The following is a 17,079-nucleotide window of genomic DNA, read 5'->3' as shown; positions in this document are numbered from 1 at the left end:
ATCACTTCTGGCAACATTAAGCCGTAAATTTTCAGCAGGTGGAATATGGTTCGCGCAAAACTGAAATTCCGGCTTCATCGCGCCGTGATCGTCCTTTTCTGTCTCGCCCTGTTAGTGGTGCTGATGCAAGGGGCGTCGTGGTTTAGCCAGAATCATCAACGGCAACGGAATCCGCAGTTTGAGGAGCTGGCCCGCACGCTGGCGCGTCAGGTTACGCTTAACGTCGCGCCCGCTATGCGTACCGAAACGCCGGATGACAAACGCATCAGCCAGGTTTTGCGTCAGTTAACCGAGAACAGCCGTATCCTGGATGCCGGTGTCTACGATGAAAAAGGCGATCTGATTGCTCGCGCGGGCGAGCATGTCGACGTACGCGACAGGCTGGCGCTGGACGGTAAAAAAGCCGGGGGCTACTTTAACCAACAGATCGTCGAACCTATTCAGGGCAAAAATGGTCCGCTGGGGTATCTGCGCCTTACGCTCGACACCCATACCCTGCCCACGGAAGCCAAACAGGTGGATAACACCACCAATATACTCCGTCTGATGCTCCTGCTCTCCCTCGCCATTGGCGTGGTACTGGCCCGCACCTTGCTGCAGGGCAAGCGCACCCGCTGGCAGCAGTCGCCCTTCCTGCTGACCGCCAGTAAATCCGTTCCTGAAGACGAAGAGAGCGAAAAGAAAGATTAGTGATAAAGTAGGCTGATGATTTGGAAAAGGAACTCTGCCATGACGACGTTACGCCTGCTGCTCTCTGACTCTTACGATCCGTGGTTTAATCTTGCGGTAGAAGAGTGCATCTTCCGCCAGATGCCCGCCACCCAACGCGTGCTGTTTCTCTGGCGCAACGCCGACACGGTGGTCATTGGCCGCGCGCAGAATCCGTGGAAAGAGTGTAACACCCGGCGTATGGAAGAGGACAACGTCCGTCTGGCGCGCCGCAGCAGCGGCGGTGGTGCGGTATTCCACGATCTGGGCAATACCTGCTTTACCTTTATGGCGGGTAAGCCGGAATACGACAAGACCATCTCAACGTCCATTGTTCTCAACGCGCTCAATTCGCTCGGCGTGACGGCAGAAGCCTCCGGGCGTAACGACCTGGTGGTCAAAACGCCCGATGGAGATCGCAAAGTGTCAGGCTCAGCCTATCGCGAAACACTGGATCGCGGCTTCCACCACGGCACCCTTCTTCTTAACGCCGATCTCAGCCGTCTGGCGAACTACCTGAATCCCGACAAGAAAAAACTGCAGGCCAAAGGGATCACTTCCGTGCGGGGGCGCGTGGCCAACCTGGTTGAGCTTCTGCCGGACATCACTCACGCGCAAATCTGCGAGGCGATCCAGGAAGCCTTCTTTGCCCATTACGGTGAGCGCGTAGAGGCAGAGGTGATCTCCCCGGATAAAACCCCGGATCTGCCCAATTTCGCCGAAACCTTTGCCCGCCAGAGCAGCTGGGAGTGGAACTTTGGCCAGGCGCCTGCCTTTTCGCATCTGCTGGACGAACGCTTTACCTGGGGCGGCGTGGAGCTGCACTTTGACGTAGAGAAAGGGCATATCACCCGCACGCAGGTATTTACGGACAGCCTTAACCCGGCGCCGTTAGAGGCGCTGGCGGCTCGTTTGCAGGGCTGTTTGTATCGGGCGGATATGCTGCAGCAGGAATGCGATGCGTTGATCGGGGATTTCCCGGGGCAGGAAAATGAGCTGAGGGAGTTGTCAGCGTGGATTGCACGGGCCGTGCGCTAGGTGCGGCCTGGTGCTCTCACCCCAACCCTCTCCCACAGGGAGAGGGCCGGAAGAGACAGAATTACTCTTTATCGCCCAGCAGAACGGATTCCAGCGCGATTTTGATCATGTCGTTGAAGGTGGTCTGACGCTCAGCAGCCGTGGTCTGCTCGTGGGTACGGATGTGGTCAGACACGGTGCAGATGGTCAGCGCTTTCGCACCGAACTCAGCCGCGACGCCGTAGATGCCCGCCGCTTCCATTTCCACGCCCAGGATGCCGTATTTTTCCATCACGTCGAACATCTCGCCGCCGTCCGGCGCATAGAACAGATCCGCAGAGAACAGGTTACCCACGCGAGCATCAACGCCCAGCGCTTTAGCCGCGTCAACCGCGTTACGCACCATGCCGAAATCAGCAATCGCCGCGAAGTCGTGATCTTTGAAACGCATACGGTTGACTTTGGAATCGGTGCAGGCACCCATACCAATCACCACGTCACGCAGTTTAACGTCCATGCGCACCGCGCCGCAGGAGCCAACACGGATGATTTTCTTCACGCCGAAGTCGGTGATCAGCTCTTTGGTGTAGATGGAGCAGGATGGAATACCCATACCGTGGCCCATCACGGAGATTTTGCGGCCTTTGTACGTTCCGGTGAAGCCCAGCATGCCGCGAACGTTGTTCACTTCACGCACGTCTTCCAGGAAAGTTTCTGCAATGTGTTTCGCGCGCAGCGGGTCGCCCGGCATCAATACGACGTCAGCGAAATCACCCATTTCTGCGTTAATGTGAGGAGTTGCCATCTTCAGTTCCTTTTCATTGTAAATTCGCCCTCTCCCCGTGGGAGAGGGTTGGGGTGAGGGCATCAGGCCGCACCCAACATAACTCAGAACATAGCCTTGCCATATTCCATGTCAGACGTGCCAAAATATTTCGCAATCGTCTGGCCGATGTCCGCGAAGGTTTCACGGTGCCCCAGCGAGCCCGGTTTCACTTTCGGGCCGTACACCAGCACCGGAATGTGCTCACGGGTGTGGTCAGTACCGGTCCAGGTTGGGTCACAGCCGTGGTCAGCGGTCAGGATCAGAATGTCATCTTCACCCACCAGTTCCATCAGCTCTGGCAGACGACGGTCGAACAGCTCCAGGCCAGCCGCATAACCCGCCACGTCGCGACGGTGGCCCCAGGAGGAGTCGAAATCGACGAAGTTGGTGAAGACGATGGTGTTATCACCTGCTTCTTTCATCTCTTTGACGGTCGCGTCAAACAGCGCATCCAGGCCGGTGGCTTTCACCTTTTTGGTGATACCGCAGTTGGCGTAGATATCGGCGATTTTACCCACGGAAACCACGTGACCGCCTTTCTCATCAACCAGTTTCTGCAGCACGGTAGGTGCCGGTGGCTCAACGGCCAGGTCGTGACGGTTACCGGTACGCTGGAAGTTACCCGCTTTGTCGCCGATAAACGGACGCGCGATAACACGACCAATGTTGTAGCCGCCTTCGGTCAGCTCTTCACGGGCGATTTCGCACAGTTCGTACAGTTTATCCAGGCCAAACGTCTCTTCGTGGCAGGCAATCTGGAATACGGAGTCAGCTGAGGTGTAGAAAATCGGCTTACCGGTTTTCATGTGCTCTTCGCCGAGCTGATCCAGAATCACAGTACCGGAAGAGTGGCAGTTACCGAGGTAGCCCGGCAGGTTGGCGCGTTTCACCAGCTTATCAAGCAGTTCCTGCGGGAAGCTGTTCTCGTGATCGGAGAAATAGCCCCAGTCAAACAGAACCGGCACACCGGCGATTTCCCAGTGTCCAGACGGGGTGTCTTTACCGGAAGAGAGCTCATGCGCCCAGGCGTAAGCGCCCACCACTTCCGCGTTGCCGTCCATACCGGCAGCGATTTTACCGGTAGAACCTTCATGCGCTTTCACCAGACCGAGGCGGGTCAGGTTGGGCAGAGTCAGAGGGCCTTTACGACCGTTGTCCGCTTCGCCTTTCGCACAGGCTTCCGCGATGTGACCCATGGTATCGGAACCCACGTCACCAAAACGTTCTGCATCTTCGGTTGCGCCGATGCCGAATGAGTCCAGCACCATAATAAATGCACGTTTCATAATTGTTCTCCGTACGTAGTGCTAAAAATGATTGATCAGATCAGTATACCGCTATTCGGTGATACGACGATAGACCGAAGGCGAGCTTTCTGGTGCTTTATCCGCAAGCGTAATAGCCGCTTTCACCGCCTTCGCCGCCTCCTGCCAGCTGGCTTCGTCTTTGGCGTGGATCACCGCCAGCGGACGTTCTCCGTCAACGCTGTCGCCCAGACGGGCCATATCGGTAAAGCCAACGCTGTAATCAATGGTGTCCGATGCCTGACGACGGCCGCCGCCCATCGAGACCACCGCCATACCCAGTGCACGGGTGTCCATAGCAGAGACGAAACCTTCGCTATCGGCATAAACGGCTTTGCTGAGCGTCGCGGTCGGCAGGTATTTCGCGTAGTTTTCCACGAAGTCGGTCGGGCCTTTTTGCGCCGCTACCATGCGGCCAAAGATCTCTGCCGCTTTGCCGTTATCCAGCACCGCCTGCAGTTTCGCGCGCGCTTCAGCGTCGTCTTTCGCCAGTTTGCCTGAAATCAGCATCTCGACGCACAGCGCCATGGTCACGTCGAACAGTCGTGGGTTACGGTAAACGCCTGTCAGGAACTGAACGGCTTCGCGCACTTCGACGGCGTTACCGGCGCTGGAGGCCAGCACCTGATTCATGTCCGTCAGCAGTGCGGTGGTGCGCACGCCTGCGCCGTTGGCGACGCCAACGATCGCTTCAGCAAGCTGAGCAGAGAGTTCATAGGTTGGCATAAACGCGCCGCTACCCACTTTTACGTCCATTACCAGCGCGTCCAGCCCTTCTGCCAGTTTCTTCGCCAGAATAGAGGCGGTGATCAGCGGGATAGAATCAACGGTTGCGGTGATATCGCGGGTTGCGTAGAAGCGCTTGTCTGCCGGGGCAAGCGAGCTGGTCTGGCCGATGATCGCCACGCCAACGTCTTTAATAATTTCGCGGAAGCGGTTGTCATCCGGGAAGATATCGAAGCCCGGAATGGCTTCCAGTTTGTCGAGCGTACCGCCGGTGTGTCCCAGGCCGCGCCCGGAGATCATCGGGATATAACCGCCGCAGGCCGCCACCATGGGGCCGAGCATCAGAGACGTTACATCGCCTACGCCGCCGGTGGAGTGTTTATCGACAATCGGGCCGTTGAGGTTGAGGCTCTTCCAGTCCAGTACGGTTCCTGAATCTCGCATCGCCATGGTCAACGAGACACGCTCAGGCATCGACATATCGTGGAAGAAGATGGTCATCGCCAGGGCTGCAATCTGCCCTTCTGAGATGGTGTTATCTCGAATGCCGTTGATAAAGAAGCGGATCTCTTCGTCGCTTAATGCATGACCATCACGTTTTTTACGAATAATTTCTTGTGCGAGAAACACGGTAACCCCCATGAGGAATCGGGTGAATGATGGCGGGTACGATATACCCGACCACGATCCTGTAGGCCGGGTAAGCGTAGCGCCACCCGGCAATTCAAACTTAGTAGCTGCTGGCGCTCTTACCGTCGCCATGACCCAGCGCTTTCAGCAGGCTTGCCAGCAGGCTGGACGCGCCGAAGCGGTAGTGACGTGAGTCCGCCCACTCTTCGCCGAACAGCTCGTCGGCAATCGCCAGGAACTGCTGCGCGTCTTCCGCAGTACGCACGCCGCCCGCCGGTTTAAAGCCCACGGTTTTGGACACACCCATATCGCGGATCACTTCCATCATGATGCGCGCGCTTTCCGGGGTCGCATTCACCGGCACTTTACCGGTAGAGGTTTTAATGAAATCCGCACCGGCTTTGATGGAGATTTCGGACGCTTTACGAATCAGCGCTTCTTCTTTCAGTTCGCCAGTTTCGATGATCACTTTCAGCAGCACGTTTGCCGCCGCGCAAGCATCTTTACAGGCTTTCACCAGGTCAAAGCCCACCTGCTCGTTGCCCGCGATCAGCGCACGGTACGGGAATACCACGTCAACTTCGTCTGCGCCGTAGGCAATCGCCGCGCGGGTTTCCGCCAGCGCGATCTCGATATCGTCGTTGCCGTGCGGGAAGTTAGTTACGGTTGCAATGCGCACGTCCGGGGTACCCTGCTCTTTCAGCGTTTTGCGGGCAATCGGGATAAAGCGCGGATAGATGCAGACAGCGGCAGTGTTGCCCACTGGCGTTTTCGCCTGATGACACAGGGCGATGACTTTTTCATTGGTGTCGTCATCGTTCAGGGTGGTCAGGTCCATCAGTTTCAACGCGCGCAGGCTGCTTGCAGTTAAATCGGTCATAACATTCTCCAACGGCGGTGCCGTATCAATTTTACCTTGCGGGTCTGTGAGTATTCTAACATCCACCCGCATTCACACTTCGACATTCATCACAGTTAATGAAAACTACGTACAAATTTGCATTACTGTAATGAGATCTGCTTCAAATTTTAATGCGTGAACTGCTGACGAATGCAGCGATTCCCCTCGTCAGATCAAAAGCCCTGACGGGATGGCTTCCTACAATCCGTTCAACATCCGCAGAACAATCAAGGAAGCGAACATGCCCCACTCCAGCCCCGACGCCCTGCAACAACGTTGCCAGCACATTGTGACAAGCCCGGTATTAACCCCGGAACAGAAGCGTCATTTTCTGGCGCTGGAAGCGGAAAACAATCTGCCTTATCCGGCACTTCCTGAGGCGGCTCGTGCCGCGCTGGACAAGGGATTTATCTGCGACATGTTTGAAGGCCACGCGCCCTATAAACCCCGTTATGTTCTGCCGGATTACGCAACGTTTCTGGCTAAAGGTTCAGAATGGCTGGAGCTGGAGGGGGCGAAAGATCTGGATGACGCGCTCTCGCTGTTAACCATTCTCTACCTTCATGTGCCGTCAGTAACATCAATGCCGGTCTATCTCGGTCACCTTGATGCCTTACTGCAACCATATGTTAGAATTCTAACACAAGAAGCGATCGATAGCCGAATAAAACGTTTCTGGCGCTATCTCGACAGAACGTTGCCGGACGCCTTTACGCACGTCAACATCGGTCCGGAAGATACCCCCATCACCCGCGCCATTTTGCGTGCCGATGCAGAATTGAAGCAGGCTGCACCGAATCTGACGTTTATTTATGACCCGGACGTGACGCCGGATGATCTCCTGCTTGAGGTGGCAAAAAATATCTGTGAATGCAGCAAACCGCATATTTCCCATGGCCCGGTGAATGATAAAATTTTCACAAAAGGCCGCTATGGCATCGTGAGCTGTTACAACTCGCTGCCGCTGGCGGGCGGCGGCAGTACGCTGGTCCGCCTCAATCTGCGGGCGATTGCTGAACACAGCGCGTCACCCGACGATTTCTTCACGCGTATGTTGCCGCACTACTGCCAGCAACAAATGGCCATCATTGATGCCCGCTGCGCGTTTCTCTATCAACAATCCGGCTTCTTTGAGAATAGCTTCCTGGTGAAAGAGGGGCTGATTGATGCCGATCGCTTTGTACCGATGTTTGGCATGTACGGCATGGCAGAGGCGGTGAATACGCTTTGCGAAAAAGCGGGTATCGACGGCCGTTACGGTAAGAGCGAGCAGGCTAACGCGCTGGGCTATCGCATCAGCGAGCAGCTGGCGGCGTTTGTGGAAAACACGCCGGTGAAATACGGCTGGAAACAGCGTGCGATGCTCCATGCACAGTCGGGAATAAGTTCAGATGTCGGTACCACTCCGGGTGCGCGTCTGCCGTACGGCGACGAGCCGGATCCCATCACTCATCTGCTGGCCGTGGCGCCGCATCACCCGCACTACTCCGCCGGGATCAGCGACATTCTCACGCTGGATGAGACGGTAAAACGCAATCCGCAGGCGGTCGTGCAACTGTGCCTGGGGGCGTTTAAGGCCGGTATGCGGGAATTTACCGCCAACGTTGCCGGTAACGATCTGGTGCGCGTGACCGGCTATATGGTGCGGCTGTCGGATCTGGCACAGTATCGCGAAGCCGGATCGCGCACCAATACCACCTGGCTTGGCGAAGAAGCCGCACGCAATACCCGCATTCTGGATCGTCAGCCGCGCGTGATTAGCCATGAACAGCAGATGCGCTTTAGTTAGTCAGGTTATCCCCTTCTCCTGCGTGGACGGGCCGGGCAGCCGCCTGGCCCTCTTCCTGCAGGGCTGTAACCTGCGCTGTAAAACCTGCCACAACCCGTGGACCATCGGGCGCTGCAACGACTGCGGCGACTGCGTGCCCCACTGCCCGCACGATGCACTGAACATTCAGGCCGGGCGCGTCTGGTGGCAGGAGGGTCGGTGCCAGCAGTGCGATAACTGCCTGCATCTGTGCCAGCAGCAGGCAACGCCAATGGCGCAGCGCCTGAGCGTGGAAGAGATCCTCGCGCAGGTCCATAAAGCCGCCCCTTTTATTGAAGGGGTTACCGTGAGCGGCGGCGAAGCCACTACCCAGTTGCCGTTTTTGATCGCCCTGTTCACGGCGATCAAAACGGATCCCGCCCTGCGCCACCTTACGTGTCTGGTGGACAGCAACGGTCTGCTGGGGGAAACCGGCTGGCAAAGACTGCTGCCGGTACTGGATGGCGCGATGGTGGATCTCAAGGCGTGGGGAAACGAACATCACCGCGTGCTGACCGGACGCGAAAACCCGCAGATTAAGCAGAGCATTCGCTGGCTGGCGCAGCATCAGCGGCTGACGGAACTGCGTTTACTGGTGATCCCTGAGCAGTGCGATTATCTGGAGCATCTTAAGCCCCTGACAACATTTATCCACGGGCTGGGGAATGTGCCGGTGCGCATTAACGCGTTTCACGCGCACGGGGTTTACGGCGAGGCGGCGTCATGGCGCAGCGCTACACCGGGGGACATCGAGCCGCTGGCGCTGGCGCTCGAAAAACAGCACATCACGGTGATCCGCCCGGCACTTTACCTATAGCGTGATGCCAAACAGCGCGCGGGTATTTTCCAGCAGCGCATCTGTAATCTCCGTTTCCGGCTCCTCACGCAGTTCACACAGCGTGGTAAACACGCGTGCCGCCTGTTCCGGGCGGTTCGGCTGTCCCTGAAAACCGTTTAATGGCATATCAGGAGCATCCGTTTCCAGTAACAGAGCAGACAGCGGCAACTGTGCCATTACGTCGCGTGTTTTGCTGGCCCGGGGATAGGTAATGGTACCGCCCACGCCAATCTTATAGCCCAGTTCAATAAAACGCTGCGCCTGCTGCAAGCTACCGGAGAAACCGTGCACCACTCCTTTTCGCGGCAGATCGATGCGTTTCAGGTGCATCGCCAGTTTGTCGTGCGTACGTCGTGAGTGGAGGATCACCGGCAGATCGTGACGCTTTGCCAGCCTGAGCTGGGCATCAAGGATCGTCTGCTGGCGTTCAAACTGCGGATTATCGCGATAGAGATCGAGGCCGATCTCACCCATCGCGACCAGTTTGTTTTCGCGGGTTTGCAGCGCCGCATCCAGTACGTCGAGATGTTCGTCCAGATGGTGTTCTATCACTATAGGATGCAGACCCAGCGCGGCATACAGCGCATCATGGCGGCGGGCGAGATCAAGCACGCGCTCGAATCTGTCCACTTCGATTGCAGGCACAATCATCGCGTGGATACCCGCCTGAGCGGCGCGCTCAATGCTCTGCGTCTCGTCCCCCGTAAACGGCGGAAAATCAAAGTGGCAGTGGGTATCAACAAAACGGTGCGTCACGCCAGATCCTCGTTATCCAGTAAAGCGTCATTCGCCTGCGGGACATCCACCAGTGGCACGGTCAGCGGATCGTTAGCCACAATCGCAGGCGGCGTAATAATGTGTTTGTGCCGGTGCAGCGGCGGTTGCTCTGCCAGCATTTTTCCAACCGTCGCCAGGAAGTAGCGTCCGCACAGTCGCCCCGTTTTATAATCTGCACGCAGCGCGGGAACACGGCTGCCGAGCGCCATACTGACCAGAGGTTTCGGCGGATAAATTTCAAAAATACGCAGCTTACCCGGCGGTTTTTCGATAAAGCGTTGCATCGCGCCGTAGGTGGTTTCATGCTGCTTCGCGATATTCACCAGCGGCTGCAGGCTACTGTCGCCCAACCAGCGCTCCATCCGTTTAAACCACTGCGGCGTGTAGTACATTTGCGACGGCACAGTGCGGATCACCACAATGGTTTTCGCCCCCCGCCGGGCCGCTTCCTGCACCGGCACCGCGTCACTGATGCCGCCGTCGAGATAGCTGATGCCGTCCAGCAGCGCGCCGGTCCGATAAAAGCCGGGAATGGCGCTGGAGGCACGGATGATATCCAGCCAGTTCTCTTTTTGCGGAGAGAAATAGCCCGGGGAATAATCATCGCCCCGGCTGGCGCACATCCAGAACGCTTTGCCGCTATCAAACAGGCGTGCGGCGGTATCCATCGCCAGCGGCATCTGGCTGGAGGTGGATTCCAGCAGCCAGTCGAGATCGATCAGGTTGCCGCCCCGCACGAAGCGCACCGGGTTAAAAAATTCTTTCGCCGTGGTGTAGCGCATAATGACTTTTCGCGCGTAGCCAGGCTGGTTACAGACATAGGCAGACAGGTTCTGCGCCCCGGCAGACGTGCCGAAGTAAAGGTCAAACGGGTTGAATTGCGCGCGCATAAATTCATCCAGCACGCCGGCGGTAAAAATGCCGCGCTGCCCACCCCCCTCGCAAACCAGCGCAAGTTGACCAGCACGAAACGGTTTTAACGTCAGCGGCGCAATATTGCCGAGCGTAACGGGAATTCGTTGCCCCACCTCTGCTTTCCTGTTTTGATTATTTTCTCTCTCCACAGTAACGCACCCGACCAACAACGCAAATAAGAAAAAGCCAGTCATCACGACTGGCTTTTTTTTGTTTAAGGAATATTGCGTTTGCTACGGACGTCTGCGTCCCGTAAACAGGCTCACCAGGAACAGGATGATACCGACAACGAAGACAATTTTAGCTGCCCAGGCCGCTGTACCCGCCAGTCCGCCAAAGCCCAAAGCGGCGGCAATTAACGCGATAACCAGAAATATAATGCCCCAACGAAACATAAGCCTCTCCTTTACCATAGTTAATGTCGGCCGCTAAATATGAGCGCTCAGGTCACTCACCGGCGTTTTTCCAGAGTCATTTTTATTTCGCCCGCAGGGCTGGCCTGTCGGGCGAATCGTGCAGGTTTACTTCGTTTTCAGATCGTTTTTAACGCTTTTCACACCATCAATCGCTTTCGCAATGGATTCGGCGCGGTCAATTTGCGCCTGAGAATCTACCGTACCGGAAAGCTGAACCACACCGTCGGTGGTTTCCACTTTGACTTTACGCGATGGCACGATGTCGTCAGCTAACAGTTTAGCTTTGATTTCGCTGGTCGTAGCGGCATCGCCTGCATAGCCTTTCACCGACGCGTTTTTGCTGTCACGGACGTGCAGTTTGTCACTTACAGACGCAACGCCTTCAACACCCTTCGCCACTTTTACGGCCTGTTCGGCCTGGGCCTGGCTTTCAACAAAGCCGCTCAGGGTGACGACTTTTTGCTCGGTTTTTACGGAAATATCGGTGCTCTTGATAGCTTCATCATCTACCAGCGCGGCTTTCACTTTTGCTGTGATTGAGCTGTCATCCATGAAATTACCGACTTTATTCATAGAGCTATCGATTTTTTCCCCTGCGGTATTAGCGGTGTTTTGCGCTTTATCCATGGTGCTGGATTCCGCCAGAGCGGAGCCGCTTACCAGAACGCTACCCAATGTCACCGCCAGCAGAGTTTTAGAAATCTTCAGTCTTGTCATATTCATCGATGTATTCCTGTGTTTTGCCCGTTATTCGGGCTACATACTTCCTTAGTAGTTTTATATATTGCGAATAGACACACGGGCAAAATGGAGAACCTAAAGTCATGCATTGAACAGTTTATTCATCCACGCCCGGAGCTAAACACTGAGTTAAATATAGATCACTCTCACAGAGGTGCTTTCAGTTTCGGGCAAAAAACGAGCAAAAAGCGCGAAAATGCGATGAATTAAGAACATTCCGCAAGGGACTAATAAGACAGGAAATAAAGAAGAGCACGGCGGCTGCCGTGCTCTGAGAGGGGATTAGTGTTCGCGCGTTTTGCGGAACTGTACGTCAGGATAACGTTCCTGCGTCAGATTCAGGTTAACCATGGTTGGGGCGATATAGGTCAGATTATCACCGCCATCCAGCGCCAGCTGAACTTCGTTCTTACGCTTGAACTCCTCGAATTTCTTCACGTCAGCACATTCAACCCAGCGCGCGGTCGCCACGTTGACCGATTCGTAAATCGCTTCCACGTTGTATTCGCTCTTCAGACGCGCAACCACCACGTCGAACTGCAGCACACCCACCGCACCCACGATCAGATCGTTATTCGCGATTGGACGGAAGACCTGCACAGCACCCTCTTCGGAAAGCTGCACCAGCCCTTTCAGCAGCTGTTTCTGCTTCAGCGGATCTTTCAGGCGAATGCGGCGGAACAGCTCTGGCGCGAAGTTCGGAATCCCGGTGAACTTCATCATTTCGCCCTGCGTGAAGGTATCACCGATCTGGATGGTGCCATGGTTATGCAGACCGATGATGTCACCCGGATACGCTTCTTCCACGTGCGAACGGTCGCCCGCCATGAAGGTCAGCGCGTCGGAGATTACTACATCTTTACCGATACGCACCTGACGCAGCTTCATACCCTTTTCATACTTGCCGGACACCACGCGCATAAAGGCCACGCGGTCACGGTGTTTCGGGTCCATATTGGCCTGAATTTTAAAGACGAAGCCGGTGAACTTCTCTTCTTTCGCTTCCACTTCACGGGTGTCGGTTTTACGTGGCATCGGCTGCGGCGCCCACTCCACCAGACCGTCGAGCATATGGTCGACGCCGAAGTTACCCAGAGCGGTACCAAAGAAGACCGGGGTAATTTCGCCGCTCAGGAACAGCTCTTTATCGAACTCATGAGATGCGCCTTTCACCAGCTCCAGCTCGTCACGCAGCTGTGCAGCCAGCTCGTCACCCACCGCGGCGTCCAGATCCGGGTTATCCAGACCTTTCACGATGCGAACTTCCTGAATGGTGTGGCCTTTACCTGTCTGATACAGATAGGTTTCGTCTTTATAAAGGTGGTAAACACCTTTAAACAGCTTACCGCAGCCAATTGGCCAGGTGATGGGCGCACAGGCAATCTTCAGCTCGTTTTCCACTTCATCCATCAGCTCCATCGGATCACGGATGTCACGGTCGAGTTTGTTCATAAAGGTGAGGATTGGCGTATCGCGCAGACGGGTCACTTCCATCAGCTTACGGGTACGGTCTTCTACACCTTTTGCGGCGTCGATCACCATCAGGCAGCAGTCCACCGCCGTCAGCGTACGGTAGGTATCCTCGGAGAAGTCTTCGTGGCCTGGGGTGTCCAGCAGGTTCACCAGGCAGTCGTGATACGGGAACTGCATCACGGAGGTGGTAATCGAAATACCACGCTGTTTTTCCATCTCCATCCAGTCAGATTTTGCGTGCTGGCTGGAGCCACGGCCCTTTACGGTACCGGCGGTCTGGATGGCCTGTCCGAACAGCAGCACCTTCTCGGTGATGGTGGTTTTACCGGCATCCGGGTGCGAGATAATGGCAAAAGTGCGGCGTTTGGCCACCTCTTGCAGATAAGGAGACAACGTCATAATCAAATCTTCTTATATAAGCGCGACAGCAGGCCGCGCATCATGGAATACGAAAAATGCGGCTATTTTACCCATCAATGGGGGGCAGGCAATCATTGTTTACACAGGAGCTGCTCCAGTTCGTTCAACGACGTTACGGTCCAGGTTGGCTCAATACCTTCTGGCTTCACGCGGCCATGCGCATTCAACCAGACGGTGGACAGACCAGAATTCATGCCGCCCAGAATATCCGACTCTGCGGTATCACCCACCATCAGCACACGGTCGCGATCGGGGTTGCCGGCTTGCGCCAGTGCATAATCAAAAATACGTGGATCCGGCTTCGGCACGCCCACCTCTTCTGAGATCACCAGCGCGTCGAAATGATCGCGCAGGCCCGTGCGCTCAAGGCGAATCTGCTGCAGCGCGGTAAAACCGTTGGTGATGATCCCCAGTTTGACCTTGCCTTTCAGCGAATCAAGCAGGGAAACCGCCCCCGGCAGCGGGGCGCAGATATCGGCCATCGCATTGAGGAATGCCTCGTTTAACGCGCCTGGACTGACATTTAACCGTTCGGCCCAGACATCGAAACGCTGGTGCTGCAGTTGTAACGCGGTGATGGCACCGTTCTGGTAATCCACCCACAGCGGTTTATTCACCGCCTGATAGTCCTGAAAATCTTCAGCGGTGAAGGTCACGCTATAGTCCAAAAACATCCGCTGTAGACCACCGAACGAATCGAACGTAAAGAGCGTTTCGTCGGCGTCAAAGAAAATCCAGTCCCATTTCATCGTTACAACCTTATTTTTCGTTATCCAATCGGCAGAGCCATAATAATGGCGTCTTCACGTCCCTCTGCGGTCGGGTAGTAGTTACGGCGAATTGTCGCCTCGTTAAAGCCTAAGCTTTCATAGAGCGCGATGGCGGCGACATTTGACGCGCGCACCTCCAGCCACAGGGTGAAAACGTCACGGGTTTCGAGCTCACGAATGAGATGCGTAAGCAGTTCTCTTCCCAGCCCACGGCGTTGAAACGCGGGATCCACCGCGATATTAAACAGCGTGGCCTCATCCAGAACGACCTGGGTTATCGCAAATGCGGCCAGGGTGCCGTCAACGTCCAGGCGGTAATTCAGATACCGTTCGCCCTGATTGCTGGCGAGTGTCTTTTCGCTCCACGGAAATGCATGGGCGCGTGTTTCAATCGCATACGCCGCACGCAGATCAGGCGTCGTGAGGGAAGAAATCGTGTTCATATTCGCAGATTTGTTGCCATAGCGCGCTTCGCGCTTTTGGGTTGGCTTTCAGCTCTTCCAGCACGGGGGAGCTGATCTGGCTCCCGGAAAGGGATATGTCGTTTGTCTCGCCCATTCGCCAGCAGTTGCAATGGCTGTCAGGAGGAAGCATGGCGACCCTGTCCGGCGTCAGCTGTAAAACCTGGTCGGCCGTCAGCTTCAGGCTGCGAAGGACATCACCAATCAGGGCATCATTCAGGGCAGGCAGTTCTTCCGCCACCATCACCAGACGCACGTGCGCAGGGATGGCGATGGCGATTTCACCCTGCAACGCCGTCGGGCGACGCAAGGCCCACTGGGTAATACCCAGCTGCTGCAACTGCCAGTCACGTCGGGATGTCATAGCGAAAACTCCTGTCTCTCAGGCGCGCAAATATAGCAAATGTGTCGAAAGTGCGCCATCTACCTACTATAATCCCCGCCTGAGTTTATTGAGGAACAATTCATGTCTGCATTTACCCCGGCAAGTGAAGTCTTGCTGCGTCACAGTGATGATTTCGAAGAAAGCCGTATTCTGTTTGCCGGAGATATGCAGGATGACCTGCCCGCGCGTTTCGACTGTGCTGAAAGCCGTGCCCATACCCAATACTACCACCACTGGCAGGTGCTGAGCCGCCAGATGGGCGAGCGCGCACGCTTTAGCCTGGTGGCGGAACAGAGTGATGTTGCTGACTGCGACACGCTGATCTACTACTGGCCGAAGAACAAACCGGAAGCGCAGTTCCAGCTGATGAATCTGCTCTCTCTGCTGCCGGTCGGGTGCGATATTTTTGTGGTCGGTGAGAACCGCAGCGGCGTGCGAAGCGCAGAGCAGATGCTGGAAGCGTACGCCCCGCTCAATAAAGTCGACAGCGCCCGTCGCTGCGGCCTGTATCATGGTCGTCTGGAAAACCAGCCTTCCTTTGATGCCGGGACATACTGGGATGCGTATCAGCTTGATGGCCTGACCATTAAAACCCTGCCGGGCGTTTTCAGCCGTGACGGGCTGGACGTGGGCAGTAAGCTGCTGCTCTCCACGCTGACGCCGCACACCAAAGGCAAAGTGCTGGACGTGGGCTGCGGTGCAGGGGTACTGGCCACGGTGCTGGCAAGCCACTCACCAAAAGTCCGCCTGACGCTCTGTGACGTCAGCGCGCCAGCAGTTGAAGCCAGCCGTGCGACGCTTGCCGCAAACGGCTTCGAAGGGGATGTCTTCGCCAGCAACGTCTTCTCGGACGTTACCGGTCGGTTCGACATGATTATTTCAAATCCGCCGTTCCACGATGGCATCGAAACCAGCCTTGAAGCAGCGCAAACGCTGATCCGTGGCGCTGTACGTCACCTGAACAGCGGGGGTGAACTGAGGATCGTCGCCAACGCGTTTCTGCCGTACCCGAAAGTGCTGGATGAAACCTTCGGCTTCCATGAAGTTATCGCGCAAACGGGCCGTTTTAAGGTCTACCGTACCGTGATGACGCGTCAGGCTAAAAAGTAATCCACGGGTATTGTTTGCCGGAGAAGTGCCATCCCCCTCCGGCCATTTTTGCAGCAATCAAAACAACGCGCGCATTTTTCTATTGACGTAAAGCTCAAAACATCTAGAATGCGCCTCCGTGGTTACGATACTTTTGCAGTATCGATGGTATGCGAAGGTGGCGGAATTGGTAGACGCGCTAGCTTCAGGTGTTAGTGTCCTTACGGACGTGGGGGTTCAAGTCCCCCCCCTCGCACCATAAATCACGTTGATATTGCTCGCACTGGGCGAAGGTGGCGGAATTGGTAGACGCGCTAGCTTCAGGTGTTAGTGTTCTTACGGACGTGGGGGTTCAAGTCCCCCCCCTCGCACCAACGAGGCGATATCAAAAAGTAAGATAACTGTGCGAAGGTGGCGGAATTGGTAGACGCGCTAGCTTCAGGTGTTAGTGTCCTTACGGACGTGGGGGTTCAAGTCCCCCCCCTCGCACCAATTATCTTGTATCCCCTCTGAAGTCCTTCATGTTATTCCCTGTTATTTCAAACTCATCAGTATCACCAGAATTCCACTGACCAGCGCGACGCATGATGGCAACAAAACAAAGTGCCGTAATTGCTTATGCCAGATCATCGCTGAGGTCATCAGCAGCCCTGACACGATGATGGCTTTCCAGAGTTCAATGGAGAGATCGGCAAACATCAGACCGCCGAGGATGGCTCCCGGCAGTAATACCCCCCAACCACTTCCTAACACCCGGTTCAACATGGTTTGCCCTTTCGAATCGATAATGATAACCAATATCATATGATAAGCATTATCATTTGTCAGCACCGATAATTAAAAACCGTGGCCGTTTACCTTTCCCGTAATGACAG

General features: G+C 55.7%; 18 protein-coding genes and 3 tRNA genes. 8 read left to right on the top strand and 13 right to left on the bottom strand.

The annotated features are described in order from the left end of the window. Nucleotides 1–45 precede the first annotated feature (45 nt). Together ACOTZF_RS03095 and lplA are read left to right on the top strand one after the other, a co-directional pair. The gene (locus tag ACOTZF_RS03095) at nt 46–690 is read left to right on the top strand and encodes a YtjB family periplasmic protein (protein WP_057071049.1); all 645 of its coding nucleotides are present in this window, start codon (nt 46–48) and stop codon (nt 688–690) included. A 39-nt stretch (nt 691–729) separates the two neighbouring features. Further along, a complete protein-coding gene (lplA, locus tag ACOTZF_RS03090; protein WP_057071048.1) occupies nt 730–1,746 on the top strand; it encodes a lipoate--protein ligase LplA in 1,017 nt (338 codons plus the stop codon). 61 nt (nt 1,747–1,807) lie between these two features. Here lplA and deoD read toward each other — a convergent pair whose 3' ends face one another. From deoD to deoC, 4 genes are all read right to left on the bottom strand, one after another. Next, nucleotides 1,808–2,530 carry a purine-nucleoside phosphorylase gene (deoD, locus tag ACOTZF_RS03085; protein WP_013095492.1) on the bottom strand — a complete coding sequence of 241 codons (723 nt, stop codon included), beginning with the start codon at nt 2,528–2,530 and terminating at the stop codon, nt 1,808–1,810. An 83-nt stretch (nt 2,531–2,613) separates the two neighbouring features. Beyond that, nucleotides 2,614–3,837, bottom strand: a complete 1,224-nt coding sequence (gene deoB / locus ACOTZF_RS03080) for a phosphopentomutase (RefSeq protein ID WP_013095491.1) — start codon at nt 3,835–3,837, stop codon at nt 2,614–2,616. Nucleotides 3,838–3,888: 51 nt separating this feature from the next. Further along, complete coding sequence (deoA, locus tag ACOTZF_RS03075) at nt 3,889–5,211, bottom strand: thymidine phosphorylase (RefSeq protein ID WP_032618491.1); 1,323 nt, start codon at nt 5,209–5,211, stop codon at nt 3,889–3,891. 100 nt (nt 5,212–5,311) lie between these two features. Further along, entirely contained in the window at nt 5,312–6,091 is a 780-nt protein-coding gene (deoC, locus tag ACOTZF_RS03070; RefSeq protein ID WP_013095489.1) for a deoxyribose-phosphate aldolase, read from the bottom strand. 262 nt (nt 6,092–6,353) lie between these two features. On the opposite strand from deoC, the gene ACOTZF_RS03065 reads away from it, so the two are divergent. Continuing rightward, a complete protein-coding gene (locus ACOTZF_RS03065) occupies nt 6,354–7,901 on the top strand; it encodes a YjjI family glycine radical enzyme (protein ID WP_129252060.1) in 1,548 nt (515 codons plus the stop codon). Beyond that, nucleotides 7,876–8,736, top strand: a complete 861-nt coding sequence (locus tag ACOTZF_RS03060) for a YjjW family glycine radical enzyme activase (protein WP_129317713.1) — start codon at nt 7,876–7,878, stop codon at nt 8,734–8,736. The genes ACOTZF_RS03065 and ACOTZF_RS03060 overlap by 26 nt, the downstream gene beginning before the upstream one ends. Here the strand turns inward: ACOTZF_RS03060 and ACOTZF_RS03055 are convergent. The 8 genes from ACOTZF_RS03055 to ACOTZF_RS03020 all read right to left on the bottom strand — a co-directional run bounded on the left by ACOTZF_RS03055 (nt 8,731) and on the right by ACOTZF_RS03020 (nt 15,094). Continuing rightward, nucleotides 8,731–9,513 carry a TatD family hydrolase gene (locus tag ACOTZF_RS03055; protein WP_129252064.1) on the bottom strand — a complete coding sequence of 261 codons (783 nt, stop codon included), beginning with the start codon at nt 9,511–9,513 and terminating at the stop codon, nt 8,731–8,733. The two genes, ACOTZF_RS03060 and ACOTZF_RS03055, sit on opposite strands and share 6 nt — an antisense overlap. Further along, nucleotides 9,510–10,562 (bottom strand): patatin-like phospholipase family protein, encoded by a 1,053-nt coding sequence (locus ACOTZF_RS03050; RefSeq protein ID WP_013095485.1) that lies wholly within the window; start codon nt 10,560–10,562, stop codon nt 9,510–9,512. Before ACOTZF_RS03050 ends, ACOTZF_RS03055 begins: the two co-directional genes overlap by 4 nt. A gap of 120 nt (nt 10,563–10,682) precedes the next feature. After that, a complete protein-coding gene (locus ACOTZF_RS03045; protein WP_003856556.1) occupies nt 10,683–10,844 on the bottom strand; it encodes a DUF1328 domain-containing protein in 162 nt (53 codons plus the stop codon). 126 nt (nt 10,845–10,970) lie between these two features. Continuing rightward, entirely contained in the window at nt 10,971–11,588 is a 618-nt protein-coding gene (gene osmY, locus ACOTZF_RS03040) for a molecular chaperone OsmY (RefSeq protein WP_013095484.1), read from the bottom strand. Nucleotides 11,589–11,888: 300 nt separating this feature from the next. Continuing rightward, entirely contained in the window at nt 11,889–13,478 is a 1,590-nt protein-coding gene (prfC, locus tag ACOTZF_RS03035; protein WP_023621922.1) for a peptide chain release factor 3, read from the bottom strand. A gap of 92 nt (nt 13,479–13,570) precedes the next feature. Then, nucleotides 13,571–14,248, bottom strand: coding sequence for a pyrimidine 5'-nucleotidase (gene yjjG, locus ACOTZF_RS03030; protein WP_020684451.1), 678 nt, complete (start codon nt 14,246–14,248; stop codon nt 13,571–13,573). Nucleotides 14,249–14,268: 20 nt separating this feature from the next. Continuing rightward, nucleotides 14,269–14,712, bottom strand: coding sequence for a ribosomal protein S18-alanine N-acetyltransferase (gene rimI, locus ACOTZF_RS03025; RefSeq protein ID WP_014830569.1), 444 nt, complete (start codon nt 14,710–14,712; stop codon nt 14,269–14,271). Beyond that, the gene (locus ACOTZF_RS03020; RefSeq protein WP_013095480.1) at nt 14,681–15,094 is read right to left on the bottom strand and encodes a DNA polymerase III subunit psi; all 414 of its coding nucleotides are present in this window, start codon (nt 15,092–15,094) and stop codon (nt 14,681–14,683) included. The genes rimI and ACOTZF_RS03020 overlap by 32 nt, the downstream gene beginning before the upstream one ends. A 102-nt stretch (nt 15,095–15,196) precedes the next feature. Between ACOTZF_RS03020 and rsmC the strand changes: the two genes are divergently transcribed. From rsmC to ACOTZF_RS03000, 4 genes are all read left to right on the top strand, one after another. Beyond that, nucleotides 15,197–16,225 carry a 16S rRNA (guanine(1207)-N(2))-methyltransferase RsmC gene (gene rsmC, locus ACOTZF_RS03015; RefSeq protein WP_013095479.1) on the top strand — a complete coding sequence of 343 codons (1,029 nt, stop codon included), beginning with the start codon at nt 15,197–15,199 and terminating at the stop codon, nt 16,223–16,225. A 151-nt stretch (nt 16,226–16,376) separates the two neighbouring features. Further along, nucleotides 16,377–16,463: transfer RNA gene (locus ACOTZF_RS03010), tRNA-Leu, on the top strand. A gap of 28 nt (nt 16,464–16,491) precedes the next feature. Continuing rightward, nucleotides 16,492–16,578, top strand: a tRNA-Leu gene (locus tag ACOTZF_RS03005). A 31-nt stretch (nt 16,579–16,609) separates the two neighbouring features. Further along, nucleotides 16,610–16,696: transfer RNA gene (locus ACOTZF_RS03000), tRNA-Leu, on the top strand. A gap of 42 nt (nt 16,697–16,738) precedes the next feature. On the opposite strand, the gene ACOTZF_RS02995 is transcribed toward ACOTZF_RS03000, so the two are convergent. Beyond that, nucleotides 16,739–17,008 carry a DUF1435 domain-containing protein gene (locus ACOTZF_RS02995; RefSeq protein WP_028028099.1) on the bottom strand — a complete coding sequence of 90 codons (270 nt, stop codon included), beginning with the start codon at nt 17,006–17,008 and terminating at the stop codon, nt 16,739–16,741. Nucleotides 17,009–17,079 lie beyond the last annotated feature (71 nt).

It is taken from the genome of Enterobacter cloacae complex sp. SHL021 (assembly GCF_049237765.1).
GTDB classification, from domain to species: Bacteria; Pseudomonadota; Gammaproteobacteria; order Enterobacterales; family Enterobacteriaceae; genus Enterobacter; species Enterobacter cloacae.
This window is presented reverse-complemented; position numbering and strand designations above follow the sequence as displayed.